19 protein-coding genes are annotated in these 23,658 nt (G+C 38.0%); 12 read left to right on the top strand and 7 right to left on the bottom strand.

Features of this window, described 5'->3' with window-relative positions; genetic code table 11:
• Nucleotides 1-317 precede the first annotated feature (317 nt).
• From BFL47_RS06180 to BFL47_RS06170, 3 genes are all read left to right on the top strand, one after another.
• On the top strand, nucleotides 318-1,160 hold the full coding sequence (locus BFL47_RS06180; RefSeq protein ID WP_069658934.1) for an SDR family oxidoreductase: 843 nt from the start codon (nucleotides 318-320) through the stop codon (nucleotides 1,158-1,160).
• Nucleotides 1,161-1,176: 16 nt separating this feature from the next.
• The gene (gene uxuA, locus BFL47_RS06175; RefSeq protein ID WP_069658933.1) at nucleotides 1,177-2,361 is read left to right on the top strand and encodes a mannonate dehydratase; all 1,185 of its coding nucleotides are present in this window, start codon (nucleotides 1,177-1,179) and stop codon (nucleotides 2,359-2,361) included.
• A gap of 443 nt (nucleotides 2,362-2,804) precedes the next feature.
• Nucleotides 2,805-3,239 (top strand): hypothetical protein, encoded by a 435-nt coding sequence (locus BFL47_RS06170; RefSeq protein ID WP_069658932.1) that lies wholly within the window; start codon nucleotides 2,805-2,807, stop codon nucleotides 3,237-3,239.
• Nucleotides 3,240-3,345: 106 nt separating this feature from the next.
• Here BFL47_RS06170 and BFL47_RS06165 read toward each other — a convergent pair whose 3' ends face one another.
• The 5 genes from BFL47_RS06165 to BFL47_RS06145 all read right to left on the bottom strand — a co-directional run bounded on the left by BFL47_RS06165 (nucleotide 3,346) and on the right by BFL47_RS06145 (nucleotide 10,882).
• Nucleotides 3,346-4,362, bottom strand: coding sequence for a LacI family DNA-binding transcriptional regulator (locus BFL47_RS06165; RefSeq protein ID WP_069658931.1), 1,017 nt, complete (start codon nucleotides 4,360-4,362; stop codon nucleotides 3,346-3,348).
• Between the two features lie 194 nt (nucleotides 4,363-4,556).
• Nucleotides 4,557-7,757, bottom strand: coding sequence for an efflux RND transporter permease subunit (locus BFL47_RS06160; protein WP_069658930.1), 3,201 nt, complete (start codon nucleotides 7,755-7,757; stop codon nucleotides 4,557-4,559).
• A 27-nt stretch (nucleotides 7,758-7,784) separates the two neighbouring features.
• Nucleotides 7,785-8,918 (bottom strand): efflux RND transporter periplasmic adaptor subunit, encoded by a 1,134-nt coding sequence (locus BFL47_RS06155; protein ID WP_069658929.1) that lies wholly within the window; start codon nucleotides 8,916-8,918, stop codon nucleotides 7,785-7,787.
• 6 nt (nucleotides 8,919-8,924) lie between these two features.
• Nucleotides 8,925-10,274, bottom strand: coding sequence for a TolC family protein (locus BFL47_RS06150; protein WP_069658928.1), 1,350 nt, complete (start codon nucleotides 10,272-10,274; stop codon nucleotides 8,925-8,927).
• Nucleotides 10,271-10,882: a TetR/AcrR family transcriptional regulator gene (locus BFL47_RS06145; RefSeq protein ID WP_069658927.1), complete on the bottom strand. Its 612-nt coding sequence runs from the start codon at nucleotides 10,880-10,882 to the stop codon at nucleotides 10,271-10,273. The genes BFL47_RS06150 and BFL47_RS06145 overlap by 4 nt, the downstream gene beginning before the upstream one ends.
• A gap of 235 nt (nucleotides 10,883-11,117) precedes the next feature.
• Here BFL47_RS06145 and BFL47_RS19560 point away from each other — a divergent pair, with 235 nt between their 5' ends.
• The 9 genes from BFL47_RS19560 to porN all read left to right on the top strand — a co-directional run bounded on the left by BFL47_RS19560 (nucleotide 11,118) and on the right by porN (nucleotide 19,576).
• Entirely contained in the window at nucleotides 11,118-11,312 is a 195-nt protein-coding gene (locus BFL47_RS19560; RefSeq protein ID WP_131676596.1) for a hypothetical protein, read from the top strand.
• Nucleotides 11,313-11,601: 289 nt separating this feature from the next.
• Nucleotides 11,602-12,657 (top strand): nucleoid-associated protein, encoded by a 1,056-nt coding sequence (locus BFL47_RS06140; protein WP_069658963.1) that lies wholly within the window; start codon nucleotides 11,602-11,604, stop codon nucleotides 12,655-12,657.
• Nucleotides 12,658-12,770: 113 nt separating this feature from the next.
• Nucleotides 12,771-13,106 carry a hypothetical protein gene (locus tag BFL47_RS06135; protein ID WP_170827283.1) on the top strand — a complete coding sequence of 112 codons (336 nt, stop codon included), beginning with the start codon at nucleotides 12,771-12,773 and terminating at the stop codon, nucleotides 13,104-13,106.
• Between the two features lie 23 nt (nucleotides 13,107-13,129).
• Nucleotides 13,130-14,068: a DUF4271 domain-containing protein gene (locus BFL47_RS06130; RefSeq protein WP_069658925.1), complete on the top strand. Its 939-nt coding sequence runs from the start codon at nucleotides 13,130-13,132 to the stop codon at nucleotides 14,066-14,068.
• Nucleotides 14,069-14,075: 7 nt separating this feature from the next.
• Nucleotides 14,076-14,843 (top strand): uroporphyrinogen-III synthase, encoded by a 768-nt coding sequence (locus BFL47_RS06125; RefSeq protein WP_069658924.1) that lies wholly within the window; start codon nucleotides 14,076-14,078, stop codon nucleotides 14,841-14,843.
• Nucleotides 14,844-14,973: 130 nt separating this feature from the next.
• Nucleotides 14,974-16,290: a T9SS ring complex lipoprotein PorK/GldK gene (gene porK, locus BFL47_RS06120; RefSeq protein ID WP_069658923.1), complete on the top strand. Its 1,317-nt coding sequence runs from the start codon at nucleotides 14,974-14,976 to the stop codon at nucleotides 16,288-16,290.
• A 27-nt stretch (nucleotides 16,291-16,317) separates the two neighbouring features.
• Complete coding sequence (gene porL / locus BFL47_RS06115) at nucleotides 16,318-17,130, top strand: type IX secretion system motor protein PorL/GldL (protein ID WP_069658922.1); 813 nt, start codon at nucleotides 16,318-16,320, stop codon at nucleotides 17,128-17,130.
• A 36-nt stretch (nucleotides 17,131-17,166) separates the two neighbouring features.
• Nucleotides 17,167-18,690 (top strand): type IX secretion system motor protein PorM/GldM, encoded by a 1,524-nt coding sequence (gene porM / locus BFL47_RS06110; RefSeq protein ID WP_069658921.1) that lies wholly within the window; start codon nucleotides 17,167-17,169, stop codon nucleotides 18,688-18,690.
• A 7-nt stretch (nucleotides 18,691-18,697) separates the two neighbouring features.
• Nucleotides 18,698-19,576, top strand: coding sequence for a type IX secretion system ring subunit PorN/GldN (porN, locus tag BFL47_RS06105; RefSeq protein ID WP_069658920.1), 879 nt, complete (start codon nucleotides 18,698-18,700; stop codon nucleotides 19,574-19,576).
• Here porN and uvrC read toward each other — a convergent pair.
• Both uvrC and BFL47_RS06095 read right to left on the bottom strand, forming a co-directional pair.
• Nucleotides 19,573-21,405 (bottom strand): excinuclease ABC subunit UvrC, encoded by a 1,833-nt coding sequence (gene uvrC, locus BFL47_RS06100; RefSeq protein ID WP_069658919.1) that lies wholly within the window; start codon nucleotides 21,403-21,405, stop codon nucleotides 19,573-19,575. The two genes, porN and uvrC, sit on opposite strands and share 4 nt — an antisense overlap.
• Nucleotides 21,406-21,426: 21 nt before the next feature.
• Nucleotides 21,427-23,658: a penicillin-binding protein 1A gene (locus tag BFL47_RS06095; protein ID WP_069658918.1), complete on the bottom strand. Its 2,232-nt coding sequence runs from the start codon at nucleotides 23,656-23,658 to the stop codon at nucleotides 21,427-21,429.

The following is a 23,658-nucleotide window of genomic DNA, read 5'->3' as shown; positions in this document are numbered from 1 at the left end:
TTATCCCTATATCAAAGGATGATTATATTTCACTCCCCAATTAATGGCAAGGATTAAAGAATCCATCCAACAGGTTAGTTAAGATAAAGGAATAACCATAAAAACCAAAGATAAATTAAAAAATTTCTTTGATTCATTATGATCTAGTCCTAATCTGCACAAAGCCATTATGGCGCTAAACAGGACATTTATATTCCTTCAAACAGGAACAATACACAATCGTTTCCGTAAATAAATCCTTCAAAAACCTGTTACGATCCCTTTTTTTTTCTCAATTTTACTCGTCCAATAATAGATTGAATTAAACCAAACAGGATATGTCTTCAGAATTTTCAGGCAAAGTAGCAGTGATTACCGGTGGTGGTGGTGTGTTATGCAGTACAATGGCAAAGGCTCTTTCTAGTAAAGGGGCAAAAGTTGCCATCTTAGATTTAAGATTAGAAACAGCAGAACGCGTTGCTGCAGAAATAAGGGAAAACGGTGGTGATGCAATAGGTGTTGCCTGTAATGTGTTGGAAGTGGAAAGCTTAAAAGCAGCACATGAGCAAGTGAATAAGGAACTTGGATCTTGTGATATCCTGATCAATGGTGCCGGTGGTAATCATCCTAAGGGAACAACATCTAAAACACATTTATATGCGGAAGATCTGACTTCAACAGAAGAAGGGTTAAAGACATTTTTCGACCTTGATCCTGAAGGTATCAAGTTTGTGTTCGATTTAAACTTTATAGGAACGCTATTGCCTACTCAAATCTTTGCAAAGGATATGATTGGTAAAACTGGTGCTTCTATCATCAATATATCATCCATGAATGCCTTTACTCCACTAACTAAAATTCCTGCTTATAGTGGTGCTAAAGCAGCTGTTTCCAACTTTACGCAATGGCTGGCTGTTCATTTTTCTAAAGTAGGGATCCGTGTAAATGCATTGGCTCCTGGATTTTTCCTGACAGACCAAAACAGAGCGATGTTAACCAATGCGGATGGTAGTTTAACTGACCGCGGAAATACAATTATCGCACATACACCAATGAGTCGCTTTGGTACACCAGATGACCTTACCGGTACATTATTATGGTTATGTGGTGATGGATCGCAATTTGTAACTGGTGTAGTAATTCCAATTGATGGTGGATTCAGTTCATTTAGTGGAGTTTAATTTTTAAAAGAAGAAGATGTCATTAGAACAAACATGGAGATGGTACGGACCGAATGATCCGGTATCTTTATCCGATATCAGGCAGGCAGGCGCTACGGGAATCGTTACTGCTTTGCACCATATTCCTAACGGCCAGGCATGGTCCCAGGAAGAGATTCAAAAAAGAATAGCGATAGTGGAACAAGCCGGTTTAACCTGGTCTGTTGTAGAAAGTGTACCTGTACATGAGGATATCAAAAAACGTACGGGTGATTACCAGAAGTATATCGCTAACTATAAGGAAACACTGATTAATCTGGGTGCTTGTGGCATCGATACGGTATGTTATAATTTTATGCCGGTACTGGATTGGACACGTACGAATCTGGATTATCCTATGCCTGATGGATCTACTGCTTTGCGTTTTGAAGCAGCAGCATTTGCGGCATTTGAGTTGTATATTTTAAAAAGACCAGGCGCTGAAGCGAATTATACTGAAGAGCAACGGATTAGGGGTAAGGTTTATTTTGAGTCTTTATCTGAGGATGATAAGAAGAAGTTGGTTAATAATATTATTGCCGGACTTCCAGGATCGGAAGAAGGTTATTCGCTAGATGATTTCTTAAAGGTACTTGCCGGATATGATGCAACGGGACCGAAGGAGTTGAAGGCTAACTTATATAGCTTTTTAACTGACATTGTACCTGCTGCGGAACAGGCTGGGGTGCTTTTGTGTATTCACCCTGATGATCCTCCTTTTCCAATATTGGGCTTGCCGCGTGTGGTAAGTACAGAGCAGGATATCAAAGACTTGTATGAAGCAGTAGATAGTCCAAATAATGGCTTGACTTTTTGTACTGGTTCATTCGGTGTTCGGGCAGATAATGATCTTGCCGGTATGGTTGAGCGATTAGGTGACCGGATCCATTTTATTCATTTAAGAAGTACCCGTCGTGATGAAGAAGGGAATTTTAACGAAGCAGATCATTTGGATGGTGATGTAGACATGTATGCGGTGATGAAAGCGCTTGTTGAAGAACAGGATAAACGTAAGGCAGCGGGTCGTACAGATTTAAGGATGCCTTTCAGACCCGATCATGGACACAAGATGCTGGATGACTTAAAGAAGAAAACTAATCCTGGGTATTCTGCAATTGGTCGTTTAAGAGGTCTTGCAGAATTAAGAGGACTTGAATTAGGAATAAGAAGGAGTAAAGGATAAGTTGATAAAGAAGTAAGATAACCAATAGCTAAAGCAGCTGTAGCACGGGTGTCGGACTAAGAAGACGTATCGGGATATAAAAATGTTCTCTAGGAAAGTATTGGCTTCTCTAGGGAACATTTTTATTTAAAGCCAATTGTTGCTAAATCGGGTTTACTGAGTCTCTTAAGAAGATCCATTTTGGATGTTACTTTACCAAGTCAATATGTTTATTATAGTAGGAGGCATAATAGAAAGCAATAGAGTCACACCCTTGAGGGTATGTTAATTCCAATTTATTCAATAAAGCAGATGCTAAAAATAAATGGTTGTGAAAGCAGTTTAAAACTTTAAAGAGAATGGAACCATTTAATAAATACGTTAAAATAGTACTAGCAATGATACTAAATTGCTTAGAAGAGAAGTCTGCATTGAATTATTTTTGATTACAAAATTAACTAATTATGAAAGGACCTTTTAAGTCACACTATGGCATTTTATTTATGTCATGTTTAATGTTTATTTCTATAGCCGGATACAGTCAAAGTGTTACTAAAGTAACGGATAAAAATTTAATAAACACACTTTCTTCCGTTGAAACGTTTAATCTTGAGAAAGGGAAAGACTTATGTGTGGGTATCTTTATGATAACGAATGGATCAGGTAGTGCCAATGTTCCCGAAGCAGATGAAGTGTCAAATAGCTATATAATTTCTGTATCTGATTTTGCTGAGCATCCTATTTCAAAGGTTTTTACAGTTGGCCCATTTTATAATCCAAAGATTACAGCCAAGAATGATTCGGGGGAGAAAATCACTTTTACTTTGGAGCATGGAGGATCCACTAATCGAAAAAGAAACAGCCTTATTATTGATTTAGACAATATCATTTATAAGTAGAATGAGGGACTTACTATTTTATTCTTCATCATCAAAATTGCATATGCATTTCTATCGCTGCTACTGTTTTATTTCCCAAAACTAGTAATGTTAGAACCTGCTATTTCTACAACTTAGATGTAGATACTCTTTCAATGAGCGTTGATTTTAATACTATATTTTTGTTTTCCATAGGGATTTGTGGTTTTTTCAGTGCCTCAAATAGCGCTTTGGCAGCTTCTTTTCCCATATCGAAAGCGGGTTGGGTAATGGTAGTAAGTGCAGGATTGAGTAAAGAGGCTGTTCTAAGATTGGAAAATCCGATGATTTTGATGTCATTGGGGATGTTTATCTTCATTTCCGCACATACTTCATAACATAGGATGGCCAGGAGTTCCACGGAAGCAAAGATCCCATCGGGCCTGTTATCCCCAGAAAAAAGGATTTTAATTTTGGTATGACTTTCTTTGGTGTTGGTACTGCACCTTACAATGTGCTGATCATCGGGAACGAGATTTTTCCGGATTAAGGCATCCTGATAACCTTTCATCCGCTGTTGTTCAATAGAGAGATTGCCTGAAAAGGTTAAGTAGGCAATGCTTTTACAACCTTTACTAATGAGGTGACTGGTTGCCAGATAACCGCTTTCATAATCATTGGTGGTGATTTTAACGGTATCGATGCTGTCGCAGATCCGGTCAAAGAATACAATGGGTATGTTGTTTTCCTGAAGTTCCTGAAGGTGAGTGATGTCTTCAGTTTCAATTGAAAGGGACATTATTACGCCGTCTACGCGTCCATTAAGAAGATGCCGGATAATGGAGGCCTCTTTGGCATGGTTTTCATGAGTAAGATAGATCAGTACATGGTAATCATTTTCTTGAGCAACTTCTTCAATTCCATTGATTGCAAGGGAGAAGTAGTTATTAGCTATTTCGGGTAGAATGATGGCGATCGTCTTGCTGCTGCGCTTCCTGAGGCTTCTTGCAAATGGATTGGGCTGATAGTTTAACTCTTTTGCAAGATTAATGACTTTCCTTTTGGTTTCTATGCTGATATCATGACTATCGCTTAGTGCCCTGGATACCGTAGAGACGGCCAGTTTTAATTCTTTTGCGAGTCGTTTTAAGTTTACATGATCCATATCCCAATACGAAGATAGAAAAATATGATTAGAGTTGAATGGCTGAGGCAGAAGCGAATCAGGAAGCTATGGAAATTTTAGGCATAAAAAAGGTATTACTATCAAACTTTCCAATTTTGATAGTAATACCTTTTTACGGGAGTAAAGCGGCTACAATTAACTTATGTAAACGTCTTTTTAATCAGCAGCATCAGCTAGATTTTACCATCTTCATTGTCTTTCTCGTCGACATGAAGCGTGTCTTTATGCTGTTCAGCATTATAATTAGCCTGAAGTTCTTCCAGTTTCTTTTTTCCATAAGCCAAGCGGGTGATGAATATAAATAGAACGGGAACGAAAAAGATAGCTAGTAGCGTTGCTGCAAGCATTCCTCCAAATACGGTCCAACCGATCGTTGTACGGGCAATAGCACCAGCACCAGATGACAGCATCAATGGTATAATACCTAATATAAAGGCCATGGAGGTCATGATGATCGGTCGAAGCCTCAATTTTACAGCTTCAATAGTGGCTGCAACAACTTCCATTCCCCAATCAACGCGTTCTTTTGCAAACTCTACAATCAGAATCGCGTTTTTAGCGGCAAGACCAATCAGGGTAACCAATCCAATCTGTGCATAAATATTATTATCGATTTTAGGAAGGAATGTCAGCGCTAGTATCGCGCCAAAGAGTCCTAATGGAACGGATAGCAGGATTGAGAAAGGTACGGACCAACTTTCGTAAAGTGCCGCAAGTAAAAGGAATACGAACACAATACATAATCCGAAAATGAGTAGGGTACTGCTTCCAGCTTTACGTTCCTGAGCACTTAAACCAGAGAAGCTGTAAGAATAACCTTGTGGTAGGGTTTGTGCGGCAACTTCCTCAAGGGCATCAAGTGCATCACCACTACTGTATCCTGGTGCTGCACTTCCACTGACTTCAATAGAACGGAATAAATTGTAATGATTGATAATTGTAGCTGTTTGTGCTATTTGGTACTTCACTAATCCACTTAGAGGAACATTATTGCCCGTTGCATTTTTGACGTAGAGCTTGCCTATATCTTCGATATGCTGACGATAAGTGGTATCAGCCTGTGTAACTACCCGGTAATTTCTGCCATAACGGGTAAAGTCATTGATGTAGCTACTACCGAGATAACTGGAAATTGTACTATAAATAGCGCCAACGGATACTCCCATCTTTTTAGCCTGCTCCCGATCAACTGTGAGCTGATAATTAGGAGTATTGGCATTAAATAAAGTATAGGCCATGGCGATCTCCGGACGTTGGCTTACTGCTCCAAGGAATTTATAAGCTGCTGCCTGGAAGTCCTTAAGGTTTCCCGCGGTTTGCTCTTCAATTTGGATACTGAACCCTCCACTGACACCTAAGCCTGGAATTGCAGGAGGAGAAACAGCCAGTATACTTCCTTCTTTGCTGCCGGCAAACATACCTTGAATTTGACCTATAGCTTCAACTACGGTTTTTTCGCGCTCGTCCCAATTCTTCATTTGCACGAAGAACGTTCCTGCATTTGATTTAAATGATCTGTTTAGAATGTTAATTCCCTGGATTGAGGTGATATTTTTTACTTCGGGTACTTCTTTCTTAATTTTTTCTGTAATGGTTTTAACAAACGCATTAGTACGGGCTGCCGATGCTCCTTCAGGAAGAGACAACCCCATTAGAAACACCCCGGCATCTTCGTTAGGGATGAAACCGGAGGATTTACTTCTGAATAATCCCACTGTTCCGATAAAGATACATACCAGAAGGATCAATGCCATAGGAGTTTTACGAATGGCCCATTGAACGCCATTGGAATACTTGCCTGTAATGTGCTGAAACCACTTATTGAATCTATAGAAGAATTTATTAAGTCCCCTTGACTCTTTATTCAGGTTCATCGGTACTAAAAGTAGAGAGCACAATGCAGGGGTAAGCGATAATGCGATAAAAGCAGATATAATTACAGATACTGCGATGGTAATGGAAAACTGCTGATAGAGCTGACCAACCATTCCAGGAATGAATCCAACGGGTATAAATACGGCAGCGAGGATAAGTGCAATGGCAATTACCGGAGCTGTGATATCTTTCATCGCCCTGGATGTTGCTTCTTTGGCCGAGAGCTTTTCATGATCGATATAATGCTGGACAGCCTCTACCACCACAATGGCATCATCGACCACTATACCAATAGCCAGTACGAAGGCCAGCATGGTCAGTGTATTAATGGAAAAGCCAAGTAAGGTAAAGAAAATGAATGTACCGATAATTGATACCGGAATTGCCAGTACTGGTATTAAAGTCGCTCTCCAACTTTGAAGGAAAAGGAATACTACAAGTGTAACCAATACAAGCGCTTCAATCAGGGTATGAATTACAGCCTCAATGGATACGTTAATAACGGAAACCGTTTCGTAACCGATGGTATAATCCATATCACTTGGAAACGATTTTTTTAGTTCTTCCAGCGTTTTATTAATCCCTTCAGCTGTTTGAACTGCATTTCCTCCGGGCATTTGATTAATAGCCAGCATGGATGCTGCCTTGCCATTAACTTTAGCGTTGATTGCGTAAGAAAATTCTCCAAGTTCAACGCGAGCTACATCTTTCAGATAGACAATTGATCCGTCTGTACCCGTTTTAACGATGATATTTTCAAACTGTTCTTCTGTTTCCAGATCTCCATCAAGGATTACCGAAAACTCAAATGCCTGAGAAGATTGTTGGGGGGCACCGCCTACACTTCCTCCTGGAACCCGTACATTTTGTTCCTGAATAGCGGTGGATACATCTGCCGGAGTTAAATTTAGCTGAGCCATCTTCCCGGCATCCAGCCAAATACGCATACTAAAGGGTTGCCCAAAAGATTGGACATCACCAACACCAGGTACTCGAAGGATGGCATCGCGTAAATATAAGTTCACGTAATTGGACATGAATTTTACGTCGTGAGTGCCCTTAGGAGAATATAGTCCTAATACCATCAGGATATCTGTATTGGCTTTCCTTGTTGTTACTCCAAGGCGTCTTACTGCTTCTGGAAGAGCAGGTTCTGCAATTCCTACCCGGTTTTGTACATCCAGTGTGGCGATGTCTATGTCTGTACCTACATCAAATGTGACGGTAATAGCAGAACGTCCGTCAGATGTACTGTTGGACGAAATGTAAGACATTCCTGGTGTACCGTTGATTTGACTTTCAATGGGTGTGGTAACCGTTTTTTCAACCGTTTCAGCATCTGCTCCTGTATATGTGCTACTTACTGTCACCGTTGGAGGGGCAATATTAGGGTATTGACTGATAGGCAGGGTGGTTAAAACAATAACACCAATCAGCACAATCAGAATTGAGATGACGATAGCGGTGACGGGTCGTCGTATAAATACTTCTGAGATCATATAGATTTTATCTACTTCGTAATAACATTATTTCTTTGCAACGGTAGCTGCTTGTGCCGGAGCTCCGGTTTGCACTTTGGCTCCTTCTTTGAGGTTTTGTGTGCCTTCACTGACGATGACTTCTCCTGCTTTCAGTCCTTCCTGAATCACAATTTTATCGGCTACTTTAATACCAAGTTTAACCTGACGTTGAGCTACCTTATTGCTATCGCCTACGACATATACAGTGAATTCGCCTAGTTGCTCGCTTACCGCTTGGTAAGGGATCGTAATTTGTTCACCAGATTGTTTGTTTGGAACCTCAACGGTGCAGTTCATACCAGCAATAAGTTTTCCTTTATTATTGGGGAAACTGGCGCGAACACGTATTGTACCGGTTTGTGCATCTACGGCACGATCTACTGCAAGTACTTTTCCGCTGGATGAGTATTTCGTTTTATCGGACAAAATAATGTCGAAGCCTGCCTCTTTTGCTTGTTGTAATCCGGTAAAATAAGAGATGTCACTTTCGCTGATATTGATGTCAACTCCAATTGGATCGGGAGCAGAAAGTGTATTGATCAGGGTAGAACCAGCAGTAACCAATGTTCCTCTTCTGATCATAGTGATTCCGATTTTTCCTGATAAGGGTGCAATTATAGTTGAGCGGCGAAGATCGGTAGCGGCGTTGGCCAAAGTAGCCTGTGCTGCTGAAACTTGTGCTTGTGCGGTTTGTAAATCAGCCTGTGCATAATCTACACGCTGTTTTGCGATGGCATCCTGAGCGGCAAGTCTGGTATACCTTTCTGAGTCTTTCTGGGATTTAGTCAGGTTCGCTTTTGTAATTTGAAGTTGTGCATTAGCCTGGTTATATACGGCCTGGTAACGGCTACGATCTATTTCATATAGCTTTTGTCCTTTTGAAACCGTTTGGCCATCTTTTACATAGATAGCGGTAATGTAGCCGTTTACTTCGGCCCTAAGTTCTACTTCGTTTAATGCAACAATAGTTCCCGGGTAAGAGTCAATACCGTTAACTTGTTCTTTTTGAACGGTATAAGTGGTGACAGTGACAGCAGGTGGTGCTGCCTGTGCTTGTTGCTTGCTTTGGTCTGATCCTCCACAGGCCGTAAATAAAACGGTACTAATTAGTAAAGAAGCAAGTGTTAATTTGTTATACATGATGGGTTATTGTTGAAAGGTAATGGTTCCTAAAGCCTGTTGTACGTCGAGTTTACTGGATAGTAAACTATATAATGCATTGAGATAATTAATTTGAGTGGTGCGCAGATCGGTTTCTGCTGTCATCAGTTCCAGATATGATTTAATTCCTTCATCATATTGAACCTTAATGGTATTATACACTTCCTGGGAAAGGGTAACATTTTGACGGGATGTTTTCCAATCATTTAGATTTGCTTTGTAGGAGGCCATGGCCGCTTCAGTCTGACTATAGATTTCATTTTTTGCTTGTACAAGATCCAAATCTGCTCTTCTTTCCTGTAATTGTGCTTTTCGGATTTCCTGAGTACGTCTGGTTCCTTGAAAAATAGGGATACTCAGCGTTAGTCCACCAACTGAGCTCGGATAATTGGTGTCGTAAAGATTTCGAACTTTATCATTTAGATAGTTTTCACCGTAATTAATAAAGCCGGAAAGAGTAGGAAGATAAGCTAGTTTATTATAACTCGTATTGATCCTTTGCAGTTCTCGTTGTGTAGTCAACTGTCTGTATTCAACTCTATTCTGGTAATTAATTTGTTGTGTGGTATCCAGCAATACTTCATTTTCCATATTAGTGTTATTCGCGTTAATACTAAAATTTGCTGTTCCGGGATATCCGATAAGTTGCTTTAGATAAGCGTACTTATATTTTAATAGTTCGGAGATTCTTTTTTTATCAGCCTGGGAATTACTTAAACTGATTTGAGCACGTTTATAATCTGTTTTATCAACAAGGCCTCCTTCATACTGGGCATAAGCATCCTTTAACTGTTTTTGAAGACGGGTTATATTTTCATCAGTGATGTTCAATTGTTCTCTACTGGTCAATATGTCATAAAATGCTTTACTAACATCGACAACTGTAAATATTTTATTGTTCTCGGTAGTTTGCTTAAACTGCTGTCTAAAGTACTTGGCTGTCTTAGAAGCTTGAATTAATCCAGCGTTTAATATGTTCTGATTAGCCTGTACTGATATTAAGGAAGTGTTTTTAGTTCCTATAGTGACATTTGTGGGTACTCCATCTACTGGAAATACGGAAACTTGTTGTTTAAAGTTATGGTTAAAATTAGCGTTCCCATTTATTTGGGGTAACCAGCCGGAAAGGGCAGATTTGATATCACGTTCGCCAATTTCTTCATCTATAAGTGCTTGTTTAATAGCAGGTTGATTTTTTAACGCATATTCAATACACTGATCCAAAGTAGCGTTATTGATTGTAGAATCTCCTGCAAGTGTTTGTCCGGTTAATTTCCCTGGTATAATAAAGGGTATAGCTAATACTAATGGGAGGATTAGGTTGTTAATTTTCATATGATTGGGTGAGTGGTAATTGTGGATTGCTGCATTTTTATACCATCCCAGATAATTAGGGCTGTTTCTTGAAGTCTTTCTTTTGTGAAATCGTAATGACCCAACAAATGGTATTTTGCCGTAGCAACAATGCTTCCATGAATAACAGGCATAAGAAGCTGGTAATCCATTTTACGGATTTGTCCGGAATCGATCCCCTTTTGGAAAAAAGGAACAATTCGGGTTAAAAAGACTTTGCTTTCTATTTCCGGATTTGAGATTCTGTAGGGTGATGTATTATATTGCTCAAGAAAGTAGAGCGCATTTTCATGTGCAATAAAATACGCGCATTGATCTACCCAGTATTGAATGAATAATTCTTTATAGGAAAGGAGGTTATCGTCTGAAGGTATTGCGTCGGCAAGACCGTCTTTGACGTAAATGTAGAGTGCTTTAATCAGAGCATCCTTACTTTCAAAGTAATGGTAAATAGTGCCGGCGGCTACATTTGCGTTTTTGGCAATCATGCTCATCGGTGTGCCATGGAAGCCATGCTCTTTGATTAAGCACAATGTGCTATCAAAAATTGCTGTCTTTTTACAGGTGATGCTGTTTAACTGAACGTTCATTCGGTTGCAAATATAGGATTCAGATTAAAAGAAATAGCTTTTGCGTAGATAATGACATTTGGATGAGATGGCCTCTATATTTAAAAATTCATTAACATAATGCATTGGTTGGTAAAAATTTCATTATTTGAGATGGCTAAAATGTTCTTTATGCCAAATATCAGGTAGATAAATGATCTTGATCAGTTTACGTATGTGGAATGAAAAGTACCTTTGATGCATCAAACCAGAAGTCATGGCTAACGAAAAAATATCAAGAGTGAGCACATCTATATTTACCTGCCACTGCTGTAACTCTCCATTAAATTACGTACAAATATTAAATGATGAGTTAAGAATTCAAGAAGATTTCTTTGAATGTCAGAATTGTGGCACCCGTATAGATAGCTTAATGACAGAAGACGAAGATGTACCTGCTTTCTTTGATTAAAAATAGTCTATTGAAGTTGAGACTATATCGTGAATCATAATCGCCTTTGGGCAAACAGATTTAACTAGTATTTAACAGTAATAGAAAGGTAATTGTTGGCAATTTTCTAATGGAGAGTTGCCATTTTTTATGAGAAAAGATTGATTTAAATATATGGCTTTGCTGGGAGAAAATTTAAGGATGATCCTGGCCATTAATCTTATGTTTTAATAAAAATATCCAGTATATTTTGATCAAAAGTATACTAATGAAGAAATATTTCATTAAGTTTCGTCCTTTTACAATTATTATGGTCACTTTTTTTGAAGCTTCACTTGAGCAATTATCCATTCATCGTATTGGAAACAAGATGCAGGATGAATTTTATGTTCTATCTGAAGAACCTCTAAAAATAGAGGATGAGTTTTTAAGTAAACTCCTTCTCCAGTATTTTCTAAAACCTTTTGAAAAAATAAACGAAGTTTATCGGTTGATCCATTCAAGCGATAATCTGGATTTAAATGAGATATTTCATTTTTGTACTTCTATTTTTGATGATGCAGGATGCTTTCATGAAAATAGTGAATTAATGGCGAAGTATCTGTATGACGTCTCCAGCCATCCTAAGATAAAATCAGGCGAACTTTATGTTGTATTGTTTAAAAATGTTCAAATTGAAGGCGAGCTTTTGGATGCCATCGGGATATTTAAATCAGAGACAAAGGATACTTATCTAAAAGTATTGCCTGTTCAAAGTGGGTTTGAGATGGAATATGAAGAAAGTGGAATTGATATCAATAAGCTGGACAAGGGAGCTCTGATTTTTAAGACAGAAAAGGAACTGGGCTACAAGGTGATGGTGGCAGATCATACGAACCGAAGTTCAGAAGCGGTATATTGGAAGGATGATTTTTTGAAATTAGGGATTCGTAATGATAGTTATAATCAAACTTTCAACACGTTGGGTGTTTATAAAAGTTTTATCACATCAGCGGTAGAAGCAGAGTTTGAAGTGACAAAGGCTGACAAAATTGACCTTTTAAATAAATCAATGAAGTATTTCAAAGACAAGGACAGTTTTGATATTGATGAATTTTCTAAGGAGGTGATAGGTAATACGACTGCAATTGCTTCATTTAAGACGTTCAAAAGCAATTACGAACAAGAATTTAATACAGAGATTAGTGATTCTTTTGATATTTCAGCAGCGGCTGTTAAAAGCCAGACCAAAAACTATAAGAGTGTTTTAAAGTTAGATAAGAATTTTCATATATATATTCATGGAAACAGGGAATTTATTGAAAAGGGTTTTGATGATGGAAAGTCTATGAATTATTATAAGGTTTATTTTAAAGAAGAAGAATAGCAGATTTTGATCACATTATCGGTTTAATTTAGTATGATATGTTAGAAAAAACTTTTCGAGTACTTGTGTTTTGTACCTTGTTGATATCGTTTGGCTGTTCTTCATCACCCCAAGTGCAAGACCTTTACGGAGAATGGAAGTATATTAAAGTTGAAAATCCTAATCAAAATCCTTCGAATACGACTTCAGAGGAAGAGCTTTCTGCAAATGATCCTTCTATATCCTTTACTTCAAAAGGGGATATGGTGATGATTTGGGGCGGTAAACAGCTTTCTCATGGCACTTTTAAACTCGAGTATCCTACGATAAGTTATCAGGAAAGTATGGCAGACGGGAGAATAAGAAGTATTCGGTTTTTGATTAAAAGATTTAATCAGGATATTTTGGTATTTGAAACTATGGAGGCAGATGCTGTACGTGTAACTGCTCGAAAAATGATTGCAAAATAGCTACATTTGCGAATATATAAGTTATGATCTCGATTAGATACCTGATTCTTCTCTCAGTTCTATTCTTTGTAAATAGTATTACACTGCAAGCTCAGGTAGATTCTGCGGATCTGGAAAGGTATTCTTTACAAGATTCATCTGGATTATCTGATTCAGTCAATTCATTAAACATAAATTCTTTCCGGGCACCGGACCCTAATAGAGTAAATCTTTTCAAGGATAGCCTTATCGCTGTTCATACTGTAAAAAATCTAGATTTTGTTGGCTGGGCAAAAAAGTTTATTAAAAATGAGCAGCAATATAATAAAGGAGCTCAAAGAAAAAAAGGTGAACTATGGGTTATCGCATTTGTATTTGTGGCTCTTATTCTGTTCGCTATTTTGAGAAACATGTTTTTTAATGAACTATCAGCCATCATAAATGCTTTTTTTAGTAATCGGGTTTTAGGTCAGATAAATAAGGAGGAGAAATTTTTCAATTCATGGCCTTTTGTGTTTCTCTATTTACTGTTTGGTTTTACTATTGGTATGTTTTTATATCAATGTGGGAAATATTTTCAACTCTCCTATTCATACAGTGGTTTCCAATGGTTCTTAAGACTTTCCATGATTGTAATTGGGTTGTTTACATTAAAAATCATATTACTACGACTGCTTGGGTTTCTGTTTGACTCGGTAAAGTTAGTTAAGGAATATATTTCAATACTTTTCTTAAGCTATTTTAGTGCGGCATTATTGTTTCTGCCAATTGTTGTTGCATTTAGTTTAACTCCTACACGTTTTGCGCCGTATTATATCTATTTGTCGTTAGCTTTAATTCTATTTATTGCTTTTTTTCAGTTCACCCGGGCTATTTCAAATATTTTAACAAGTTACAAGTTCCCTAAATTATATTTAATTCTGTATCTTTGTGCCCTCGAAATCTGCCCAATATTAGTGTTAATTAAAGCTCTCAGGTTCTAAAATAAAGATGCAGTTATCAGACTCAAGAAGAAAGAAAGTTAAGAATATTTTGGTGACTTTACCAAAACCGGAAACAGAAAAATCGCCTTATTATGAACTTGCGAAAAAGTATAACGTAAAAGTGGATTTTCGTTCATTTATACACGTGGATGCAGTTTCAGCAAAGGATTTTCGAAAAGAAAAGATCAATTTAGCTGACTTCAGCTCTGTCGTTTTTACCAGTAGAAATGCAGCGGATCATTTTTTCAGAATTTGTGAAGAGATGAGATATGACGTACCCTCCGAAACGAAATATTTTTGTCTTTCAGAGAACATCGCGTTGTATTTACAAAAGTATATACAGTACAGAAAGCGTAAAATCTTTTTTGGTAAGCAAACTGCAGCAGATCTTGCAGAGGTTTTAAAAAAGAATGCGTCAGAGAAATTTTTGTACCCTTGTTCTGATATGGCGGCTGAAGAGATGTTGAAATTTATGCAGGATAATGGGTACGACATAACCCCTGCCGTATTATTTCGCACTGTTTGCAGCGATCTTTCTGATTTAGCTGATGTATTTTATGATGTCATTGCCTTTTTTAGCCCATCAAGTATTCAGTCGTTGTACAAAAATTTCCCAACTTTCGTACAAAATGATACGCGTATTGCAGCCTTCGGCGTGAGTACACAGAAAGCAATTCATGAAAGGGATTTGATTCTGGATATACCAGCCCCTACACCTGCAGCCCCTAGTATGACTATGGCCATTGAACAATACCTGAAAATAGTCAATAAATAGAGGTTTTTATGCTTAAAGTAATCTCCTTTAAGTATTAATTGAGAATTTATGAGAAAATTGTTACACAGTTGGCCTCAATTAGTAAAGGTTTTAATATCTTAGTCTAATATTTAAAGTGTATCATTTACAAATGAAAAAAGTTTCCATTGTTGCTTTTTTCCTCATCACAGTTATTTTCGCAAGTTGCGGTAAAGGTGGAGCAGGAGGAGAATTAATAGGAGTAAAGAGCAAGAAAGTGAGTACAAATCAAATCCCATATGGAATGGTTTATGTGCCAGCTGGTACTTTTATTATGGGTCAAACAGATCAGGATATAACATTTTCTCAAGTTGCTCAAAATAAGCAAGTCACTGTTCAGGCATTTTACATGGATGAAACTGAAATTACAAACAGTGAATACCATCAATTTGTAAACTGGGTTAGAGATTCTATTGCTATAACTGATTATTTACAGGACCCTCAATTTTTTATTCAGGCGAACAAACCAGCAGAGAATGCTTCGGCCCGAAAAAATATAGATTGGCGAAAAGTTGGAGATGGATCTTCAATTTGGGGTAACAAAAAGAATACAGCAAACGTAAACAAACTTCAGGGAATGTATTACCAGGGAGAAGATAGAATATTCGATCAGAATGAGATTGACGTGCGTTTGTTGAAATATAATTTTGCCATGATGAATTTGCAAGATGCCGCAAATAATCGTGGTGATCGAACAAAGAAGAGATCAGATTTTATTTTTAGAGACACTGTCGCTATTTATCCAGATACTCTTAGTTGGTTAGCTGACTTTGCTTATGCGCAAAATGATCCCTTAACAGAGGGCTATTTTACACATCCTTCATATGCTAATTATCCAGTAGTAGGAGTGACCTGGAGACAGGCCAGGGCTTTTACGGTTTGGAGGACTCGATTATATGGAAACTCAGAAAATGGGAAAAGAGGTCCTCGTCTTCCTTATGGTTTACCTTCAGAAGCAGAATTTGAGTATGCCGCTCGTGGTGGACGGATTGGAACTGATTATCCATGGGGCGGACCCTACATACGTAATGCAAAGGGGTGTTTGATGGCTAACTTTAAGCCAGGGCGAGGAAACTATAATGATGATGGTGGGGCAACTACTGTAAATGTAAAATCTTATTTCCCTAATGATTACGGTCTTTATAATATGGCAGGTAATGTAGCAGAATGGACATCGTCTGCTTATGATGAGTCGGCTTCTACATTTGTTCATGATTTGAATCCGGTTTTTAGTTACGAAGCAAAAGCCAATGATCCGGAGGTAATGAAGCGAAAGGTAGTAAGAGGAGGTTCATGGAAAGATATAGGTTATTTCCTGCAAAATTCAACGCGAACTTATGAGTATCAGGACACATCAAAATCATTTATAGGGTTTCGATGTGTAACTCGTTTCCCAGGAAGGGATATTAGAGACAAAAGTTCTATTTAGAAATTCAAAATAATTCAAAACAATAAAATGGCTGATAAAAAAAGTGCAGGTGCAGAGGCTTTTCTACATAAAGCAATTTCATGGGGAGCAAGTGTGGTGATTTTAGGCGCATTGTTTAAAATATTGCATCTTGGAGGAATTTGGGGTAATTATATGATTGGAATAGGACTGGGAGTTGAGGCATTTTTGTTTTTCATCACAGGGTTTGTTCCACCAGCAAAAGATCTTGAATGGTCTAAAGTATATCCTGAACTGGCGGATGATTCTTTAGGAGAATTGCCCGTTAAATCGGGAAGGTCTGCTGCTCAAGCTCCATCGGCTGCTGTTGCTTTAGATGAAATGTTAGCAAACGCGAAAATTAGTCCTGAACTTATTGAAAGCTTAGGCACTGGGTTAAAAACTTTTGGCGACAAAGTAGCATCCATATCAAATGTAGCGGATGCTTCGTTGACTGCTAAAGAATTCACTGATAAGGTAAAAGGAGCATCTATTGGATTTGACAGGTTGAATGAAACATTTGCAAGAGCAACCGAAAATTTGAGAGAGATGGGGGATTCTAATTCTGATACAAAATCTTATCATGATCAGGTTAATAATTTGGCAAAAAATTTATCAGCTCTAAACACGGTATATGAGCTTGAATTGCAAGATTCAAGTGCTCATTTGAAGTCGATGAATAAATTCTACCAGAATGTTTCTGTTACTATGCAGAACTTTAATGAATCATTGGAGGACTCAAAGAAATTTAAAGATGAAGTTGGCCATCTGGCTAAAAATCTAGCATCTCTAAATGCTATTTATGGTAATATGCTTTCAGCAATGAACCAGCCAAGAGTTTAATCAGTTCAGATTTATTAATTATTTCAATATTAAATAATGGCAGGAGGAAAAGAAACGACGAGACAGAAGATGATCAATATCATGTATTTGGTATTGCTAGCTATGCTCGCGTTGAATGTGTCGGATAGTATTCTTAATGCATTTAAAAATATTAATGACAGTTTGGAAACATCTCGTTCAAATGTCAATACAAGTGTAGAGCAACTCTTTGCGGCATTTGAAGCTACAAAGCTTCAAAAAGAACCAGAAAGAGCCCGACCAATATATGAGAAAGCTAAAAAAGCACAATCAGTGGCTGAAGAGCTTAATTCTTACATTGAACAACTGAAAAAAGAATTTATAACAGCGGGTCAAGGTTACAATCCTGAAACTGGAGATTTGGTTCAACGTGATAACATGGATATTGCTCCTGGAATTATGATTAATAAGAGGAAGGGTAAAATGTTAAAAGAGAAAATTAACGAAACCCGGGAAAAGCTTATGGCTTTAGTTGATCCTAAGGAACGTGCAGGTTTATCTATGTCTCTGCAAGCAAATGATCCGGGTAAAGGCAGAACTAAATGGGAGGATGCGAATTTTGGAGAAGGTACACCGCTTACTGCAGCAATGACCATATTAACTAAAATACAGACGGATGCAAAGAATACAGAAGCCGATGTTATAAAAAGGATTTTAGGAAAAATGGATGTGGCAGTTGTAAATCTAGATAAATTTGCGGCAGTCGTTGTGGCTCCAACATCTTATTTAATTCAAGGACAACCTTATACTGCTGAAGTATTTTTGACAGCTTATGATTCAAGGACTATTCCTGCAATAAGTGTAGGAGGCTCAAACCTTACATTGCGAGATGGAAAGGGCCTATATTCTGTATCAACTACACGTGAAGGAATATTTTCATGGTCGGGGATTATCAAAGTAAAACAAACTGATGGCAAAATAAAGGAATACCGTACCCCTGAACAAAAATATCAGGTTGCTCGTCCTTCTGCTGTTGTCTCTCCTGATAAAATGAATGTTTTTTATATAGGAGTATCTAATCCGGTTTCTGTGTCTGCTCCAGGAATACCTAAAGAGAAGTTACGGGTGAGTATGAATGGTGGTTCTATAAGTGGCTCTCAAGGAAAATATACAGTTAACGTTAGTTCTCCAGGTACTGCTAAGGTTTCTGTTTCGGCGGAAATAGCTCCAGGCAGAGTTCAGACAATTGGAAGTACTGAATTTCGTGTTAAACGGATACCTGATCCGGTAGCAAAATTTGCAGGTAAAACAGGTGGCGTAATGAGTTCAGTTGCAATAAAATCGCAGGGGAAAGTATTTGCTACATTAGAAAACTTTGACTTTGACGCTAAGTTTAATGTGACCAGATTTACTTTAATTATTGCTAAGCCAAGAGCTGATGCAGTGGTATTAAGTGTTTCAGGTAATAGCCTAAGTGGTCCTATGCGTTCTGCTTTAGCTGGTATAGGTCCGGGTTCAAGGGTTATATTTGACAATATTGTTGCAGTGGGTCCGGATGGGTCTCAAAGAGCTTTAAATTCTATTGCATTAACTGCTAATTAATCAGAAAATGAAAAGATACTACTTGTTCGTTTTTTTTAGTTTGTTTGTGGCATTGGCAAGTGCACAAAAGCCTAATCAGAACAATTCAATAAAGCCTATCTCTGAAGAACCTGAAACGGAACGACCTGTAGATGGCTATTATAAGCGTAGCAATATAGAGAATGCTAAAGTAACACCCTATGCAAATTTGAGGGATGCAGATGTTATGTTTTCTAAGCGTGTATGGCGCGAAATAGACACCAGGGAAAGAATGAATCATGTGTATGCCTCGCCAAAGTCACGTTTAATTGATGTGATTATGGACGCTGTAATGGCCGGAGAGCTTAATGCTTATGATGCTGTAAGCACGAAATCGGATCCTAATGGTGATGCCTTCGGTACGCTTTTACCTGCTAGTAATGTAATGGCTAAATTTGCTGATAGTGTAGTGATTCCAGATTTTAATGACAATGGAGAGCAAATTGGGTCGCATATAGCAAGCGGAGAATTCAATCCGGATAGTGTAACTCGATTTCAAATTAAAGAGGACTGGATCTTTGATAAACAAAGGTCCGTTTTTGAGCCCCGTATAATTGGTATCGCACCAATGGTTAAAATTAAAGCAGCAGGTCAGGACCTAGGCGAACAACCCGCATTTTGGATTTATTTTCCAGAAGCAAGACATATTTTTGCAACTAAAGCTGTTTCAACAAAAAATAATGACGCTACAGGATTGAGTTATGATGATATCTTTATGAAGCGATTGTTTTCAAGTTATATCGTTAAAGAATCTAATCCGGATGATCTAAGGTTTAAAGATTACACCATGGGTATTGATCGCCTTTATGAGTCAGAGCGAGTCAAAAAAGCGCTAATGGATTATGAGCATGATTTGTGGTCTTACTAATTACCAGGTTCTTTTGTTGATAAATCAACGCTGCCATAATCAAAATAAGAAAGCAGCGATTCTGTTTGTTTTAAATTAAGAACGGTTAGAAGTTCTGATTTCGTTGCTTCCCGGATTTTCACAACTGATTTAAAGCGTATTAAAAGCTTTTCTGCCGTTGTTTTTCCTATTCCTGGGATATCATAAAGCTCCGTTACAAGTGTACCTTTATTTCTTTTTAACCTATGAAAGGTTATTCCAAAGCGATGAGCCTCATCTCTAAGTTGTTGTATAATCTTAAGTGATTCTGATTTTTTATCCAGGTATAATGGATATTGGTCGCCAGGGAAAAATAGCTCTTCCAACCTTTTAGCGATTCCAATAACAGTCAATTGTTTATCAATACCTAATAATTTTAGACTTTTAATAGCAGCTGACAGCTGACCTTTTCCACCGTCTATAACTACTAGTTGAGGCAAGGGAGTTTCTTCTTCTAACATTCTTTTGTAGCGTCGGTATACCGCTTCTTCCATCGTGGCAAAATCATTTGGGCCTTCTACAGTTTTAACGTTAAAGTGGCGATAATCTTTTTTGGAAGGTCTTGCGTCTTTAAATACTACAATAGCTGAAACGGGGTACTTGCCCTGGAAATTTGAGTTATCAAAGCACTCTATGTGTCGGGGCAACTGATTCAACCTTAAATCCTTCATCATTTGCGTGAGTAGTCGATCTGTTCGAACTTCAGGATTGAGTTTTTCGTACTGTTCCATCTTATCCCGTCTAAAGAAAATTACGTTCTTTTGAGAAAGCTCCAGCAACTTTTTCTTTTCTCCCAGTTTAGGCACGGTAAACTTAAGCAAAGGGTCTTCCAATTCGAGTTCAAACGGCACAATTATTTCTTTTGAACTGCTGTTAAAGCGACTTCTAAACTCTGTAATCGCGATACTTAGAAGTTCCTCATCTGTCTCTTCTAATCGTTTCTTTAGCTCTAGTGTCTGTGTTTGAATCACAGATCCATTCATTACTTTCAAAAAGTTAACAAACGCAAGTTTTTCGTCTGAAGCGATGCTAAAAACATCTACATCGGAAATAGAAGAATTTACTATAGTCGATTTGCTCTGATATTTCTCAAGCAAATCATACTGCATTTTTAATTTGTGAGCAAGTTCAAAGTTCAGTTCTGATGATGCATTCTCCAGTTGCGATTTAACACTTCTAACTACCTGTCCTGTTTTGCCATTCAAAATATCATAAATGTTGCTTATATTATGATTGTAATCTTCTTCTGACTGGTATGCCTGACAGGGCCCTTTGCAGTTTCCAATCTGATATTCAAGGCATACTTTAAACTTCCCGGATGCGATGTTGGATTGGCTGAGAGGTAGATTACAGGTCCTCAATGGATATATCTCCTTGATGAGGTCAAGAATAGTATGCATCATGCTGATTGAGGCATACGGACCAAAATATTTTGATCCATCTTTTATAATGTTCCTTGTCCAATAGATTCTTGGGAAAGGTTCATTTTTAATAACAATCCATGGATAGGTTTTATCGTCCTTTAATAGTACATTATATCGGGGCTGATGTTTTTTAATCAGACTATTTTCCAGCAACCAGGCATCTATTTCAGAATCAACTATTGTAAATGTGATGTTTGCAATTTTGCTTACCAGCACCCTTGTTTTGGAATTAATGCGATAACTGTCCTTATTAAAGTAAGAACCTACCCTGTTTCGAAGGTTTTTGGCTTTACCAATATAAATCAATTCACCAGCTTCATCCCAATACTGATATACACCAGGATTAACTGGAATCTTTTTTAACGCCTCACGATAATCAAACTTCATCTTTTCTATGGCAAGGATTTGTTATGGGGTTGGTTCTTCAGTTGGAACTAATGTTGAGTCTTTGGTGATTTTAGGAGCATAAGCATCACAGTTTAAGGTGATGGTACTACCGCCTTTCGGTGGTTCGAAGTCGCCTTTGGAGTACTTAAGAGTTGGGTCTTTGTATACTTTTTGCATGTAAAGCCCAAATATTGGTAACGCGGAGTTAGCACCACCTCCTTGATCCGTGTTGATAAAATGTATCCCTCGATCATCAGCACCTGTCCAGACCCCTGTAACCAGTTGAGGTGTAATGCCAATAAACCAACCATCAGAGTTATTTTGAGTGGTTCCAGTTTTTCCACCTATTGGATTGGTTAATTTATAAGTATACAATAACCGACGTCCTGTACCACGTTGAACTACCCCTTTTAGCATATCTGTCATCGCGTAGGCAGTTTGAGGATTCAGTGCAACCACAACTTTTGCCTTACGTTCATATAGCACATTTCCATTTTTATCTTCAATTCTGTTCAGGTATGTAGGCTCAGTCCAAATGCCCTGATTGGCAAATACAGAATAAGCGCCTACCATATCGAAGACGGATGCATCAAAGCTTCCTAAGGCAATGGATGGATAAGCCGGGACGTCACTTGTCACTCCCATCTTTTTAATTAGAGTTGATACTGCCGTTGCGCCTACCTGACCCATCAAATAGGCTGTTGCATAGTTTTGAGAAAATGCGAGGGCCGTTTTTAATGAAATTGGTCCTGGAATAGGTTTATAGGCACGAGGTTCCCAACCATCCACATTTATAGGTGAGTTAGGAGCCATAAAACAAGGAGAGTAACCTTGATTTTCAATGGCTACAGCATAGGTAAAGGGCTTAGCTGTTGATCCTACCTGGCGCGTACCCATTTTAACCTGGTCATATTTATAGTGCTCAAAGTTAATTCCACCAACCCAGGCACGTACGAAGCCTGTTTGTGGCTCCATAGACATTAAGGAATTCCGCAACATTAACTTATTATATTTGATAGAGTCCATTGGGGTCATCACTTTTTCGACATCACCGTTCCAGCTGAATAAGATCATTTTTACTGGTGTATTAAAGTTTTTTCGGATTTCGCTATCAGACATTCCATCTTCTTTCAACTGGCGATACCGTTCTGACTTGGTCATACCCAATTCAAGAATCTTTGCTGCTTCTCCTTTAAATGGGTTTCTATTTGCCCAGACTCTGTTAAATGATACTTGTAGCTTTTTCATATATTCACGCTGTGCTTGTTCGGCATATTGCTGCATGTGCGAATTTATAGTGGTATATATTTTTAATCCGTCCCGATCCAGATCATAGGGAGTACCATCTGCTTTAGTGATATTCTGACTGTCAAATATTTTCTGTATATCTTTTTTAAGCACTGCTCTGAAATAGGCAGCATATCCATCAAAGTGATGCGTTGCTTTGAAGGATAGAACCAAGGGTTTTTGCTTTAGTTCTTCTGTTTCCGGATCAGATAGATAGCCAGCCTTTCCCATATTGTCCAGTACTGTATTTCGTCTTGCTAGAGCACGATCCGGATTGCGCACGGGATTGTACCATGAAGGCCCTTTAAGCATTCCTATTAATATCGCAGCCTGTTCAGGGGCTAATTTATACGGTGATGTATTAAAGTAGGTCTGAGAGGCCGATTTAATGCCAAAACTATTATAAGAACCAAAATCTACCGTATTCAGATACATGGTAATAATTTCTTCCTTGGTATAATTACGTTCGAGCTTTAAGGCGATTATCCATTCTTTAAATTTAACAATAACGGTACTAAAAAAACCGTTTACACCTTCTCTCGGAAAAAGATTCTTTGCTAATTGTTGTGTTATTGTGCTGGCTCCTTGTTTGTTTCCCATCAGATTATAAAAGATAATCGTGAAAGTACGTTTGAAGTCAATTCCTGAATGACTATAGAACCGAATATCTTCAGTTGCTATAAGGGCATTTATTACGTTGGGTGATATCTGATCGTAGCGAACATTGGTTCTGTTTTGCACATAGTAGGATCCTAAAACTACTCCATCATCAGAAATTACGTCGGATGATAAGTTGCTTTTAGGATTTTCAAGGTCTCTGAATGATGGTAATTTCCCAAATAGGCCTAATCCAATACTGAAAATTAAAATGATGCCAAATGCGATACAGCCAATAATGATTTTCCAAAAGGTTATGGTGTACTTGGTAATTTCCTGCTTGGAGAGTAAAGTTTTATTTTGTGGCAT

The sequence above is a fragment of the Arcticibacter eurypsychrophilus genome, assembly GCF_001730525.1.
Taxonomy (GTDB): Bacteria; Bacteroidota; Bacteroidia; order Sphingobacteriales; family Sphingobacteriaceae; genus Arcticibacter; species Arcticibacter eurypsychrophilus.
This window is presented reverse-complemented; position numbering and strand designations above follow the sequence as displayed.